The sequence below is a fragment of the uncultured Campylobacter sp. genome (genome assembly GCF_938031315.1).
In the GTDB taxonomy this organism is placed as follows: domain Bacteria; phylum Campylobacterota; class Campylobacteria; order Campylobacterales; family Campylobacteraceae; genus Campylobacter_B.
This window is the reverse complement of sequence record NZ_CALHHT010000043.1, coordinates 1-2972: the sequence shown is the minus strand read 5'-3', so window position 1 is coordinate 2972 and position 2972 is coordinate 1. Positions and strand designations below refer to the sequence as shown.

3 protein-coding genes are annotated in these 2972 nt (G+C 51.7%); 2 read left to right on the top strand and 1 reads right to left on the bottom strand.

Annotation, left to right across the window (positions count from 1 at the left end; translation table 11 throughout):
• Together Q0236_RS01180 and trpC are read left to right on the top strand one after the other, a co-directional pair.
• The coding region (locus Q0236_RS01180; RefSeq protein ID WP_297914047.1) for a hypothetical protein at positions 1-1156 on the top strand (1156 nt) is incomplete at its 5' end.
• Positions 1153-1947 (top strand): indole-3-glycerol phosphate synthase TrpC, encoded by a 795-nt coding sequence (gene trpC / locus Q0236_RS01175; protein ID WP_297914044.1) that lies wholly within the window; start codon positions 1153-1155, stop codon positions 1945-1947. The genes Q0236_RS01180 and trpC, both read left to right, overlap by 4 nt.
• Positions 1948-2751: 804 nt before the next feature.
• Here the strand turns inward: trpC and Q0236_RS01170 are convergent.
• Positions 2752-2886: a hypothetical protein gene (locus tag Q0236_RS01170; RefSeq protein ID WP_297914042.1), complete on the bottom strand. Its 135-nt coding sequence runs from the start codon at positions 2884-2886 to the stop codon at positions 2752-2754.
• Positions 2887-2972 lie beyond the last annotated feature (86 nt).

Below are 2972 nucleotides of genomic sequence, written 5' to 3'. Positions count from 1 at the left end.
GAACATAGACGCAAATACTGTTGCTCTTAAGCTCGTTACCGTCGATCCTAGCGCGCGTAGCTACGCGATCTTGGCGGCGACATATTATGCGATGGAAAATTATGAGCTCGCGAGACAATATTTTGAAAAGGCCTACGGCTTAGACAAAACGGATGAAAATTTGATCCGCCTTTGCGACGTGCTGCTAAATAAACTAAACGATTCCGATTCCGCCATCCGCATCATTGAGACGCACAGGCGCATTTACGGCTGCGGAAGCGGCATGGCGTGCGAAGTGCTAGCCGACGTCTACCGCGCGGATAAGCGCTATTTGGATGTCGCCAAGATCGATGAGGCGCTTTACGAGGCGAAGGGCGATACGAAATTTTTAGACGATATGATCGCGATATATTATTATTCAAACGACTTTGACAAAATCATCGAACTGCTTAAAAAATATGACTACAAGCCCGAGCTTTTGATCGACGCCTATGCGCGCAAGAAGGACTATAAAACCGCGATCAAGATGGCTCGCGACGAGTTTATAAAGACGAAAAATTATGATTTTTTAGCGATCGAGGCGATATACGAATATGAAAGCGTCGGCAAAAATGTGGACGCCAAGACCCTATCCAGCGTCGTGGAGAAGTTTGAAAATATCGCGCCGCAGCTTAAAGACCCCGTACATCTAAACTACTACGGCTACATTTTGATCGATCACGATCTGGACGTGAAAAAGGGAATAGATTACGTCCAAAAGGCGCTCAAGATCGAGCCCGACTCGCCATACTACATCGACTCGCTTGCCTGGGGATACTACAAGCTTGGCGAATGCGACAAGGCAAAGCAGCAGATGGATAGGATCAAAGACGCGGAATTTTTCGAATCCCCCGAAGGCAAGGAGCATATAATGGCGATCGATGCGTGTATGCACGGCGGCAAAAATCCTACGCCGCAAAGTCCGGTAGCGCAAAATCCCGCCGCGCAGGGCGCCGTCTCGCAAAGCTCGGCAGCTCAAAATTCTACTCCGCAAAGCTCGGCTGCAAATTCTATAAATTCCGCCGCGCAAACTTCAGGTAAAAATCCCGGAAATCTTGCGCCGATAGATTCCGCAAAGCAGGAGCCGCCCTCGTCAAATTTACCCGAGACGCACCCTACGAATAGGGGAGAGCAGTGATTTTAGACGAAATTTTAAAGCGCACCCGCGAGGATCTCGCGCTTCGTAAAGAAAGACTGCCCGAGGATCTGCTCGGCCGCTCGCTAAGCGCCAATCCCTACGAGCCGCGTGACGTCATAAGCGCGCTTAGAAGCGATGAGAAGGATCCGCTTCGCATCATCGCCGAGATTAAAAAGGCAAGCCCGAGCAAGGGGATCATCCGCGAGGATTTTGAGCCGCTAAGCCTTGCGGTGGAGTACGAAAATGCAGGCGCTAGCGCCTTTTCGGTGCTTACCGAGCCGCATTATTTCAGGGGCGATTTGGAGTTCATCCCGCAGATCCGCCGCTACACTCGCACGCCCATTTTGCGCAAGGATTTCATCGTCGATCGTTATCAGGTCCTCGAGGCGCTGGTTTACGGCGCGGATTTTATCCTGCTGATCGCCAAGGCTCTGGAAGGCAAACAGCTAAGAGAAGTGCTTGAGTTTGCCCGCAAGCTAGGGCTTCGGGCGCTGTGCGAGATCCACGATAAGGACGATCTGAAAAAAGTGGTCTTCGCAGGTGCGGGTATTATCGGCATCAACCATCGAAATTTAGAGACTTTCGAGGTCGATACGAGCCTGAGCGAGCGGCTGATCCCGCTGATTCCAAACGGCAAGATCATCGTCGCCGAAAGCGGTCTGCACTCGCACGAGCAGCTTAAAAGCCTGCACGAGGCGGGCGTCGATGCGTTTTTGATCGGCGAGCATTTTATGCGCCAAAATGACGTCGGCGCGGCACTGCGCGAGATAAAGCTCGGCGCGAGCGGCTAAATTTAAATTTGGCTCATTTGATCGCGCAAGCTAAACCTGAAGCGAGCGGTTAAATTTAGCGAACGGAGCGAAATTTTAAGGCAGTAAATTTTAAAATTCGGCGGACTTTAAAATTTAACGGCTCTTTAAATTTAGCGCCGCGCCACAATTTAATATCGCACATCGCGCGAGAATTCACGCTGCGCTTTGGTATCGTGAGTTTGTTATTGCGCGCCGTACGAGCGGCTGCGGAGTGAGGTTTAAATTTATGCCTTTCGTTTGTATAGCTTTCCGTCGCATCACGAGCTGTTGCAAAAGCGCGGGTTTAAATTTAGCTTTACGTTTGCGAAGCTTCGCGCGCGCGGTTGCGCTTGTAGCATTGAGCGCCGAGAATTGCGCGTCTGCCGTAGCGCCTTGCATACCTAGCGCTTCGGTATTGGCGATTGCGCGGCGCCGTAAATTTAATCGCAGCTCGCGATCAAGCCTCCCAGAGGAGCTTGCGCGTGCGATAACTGCGCAAAGCGAGCTACCACAAAAGCGGACGTCGTAGGAGCTTAGCAGGGCTGCGATACGCCGCGATTGAACTTCGGCTGTATTACAGCTGTGCCGTGACTGCGCCGCGTTAAATTTTACCGCGTGTTGCGATGGTGATTGCAGCGCAGGTTTGGTATCGCGTACCGTGCCTGTGAGTGCGTCAAAGTCTTGTTATAATGCGCCGCGCAAATGACCGCGTAGATTTGATATCGCATACCGCGTAGGCGGTACGTGCGCTTTGGCATCGCGAGCTTGTTATCGCGCACGCTGTGCGAACGGCTGCGGAGCGGATTAGACGCTATGTTTGCCGCGCGATGAGTGTCCGTCAAATGTGCACCAATGCCCGCCGTGCGCTTTGATCCGCAGAGTGCGTATTGCGCCGAAGTGCCCTGCGATTGCAAAGCATGTCGCGTCTGCTACGCGCATAGCTCTGCGTCGCGCGAGCAAGCGCGGGCTACGTAAATTTAAAATTTTATGAAATTTAGAAGTTTTAAATTCCAAATTTCATAAAA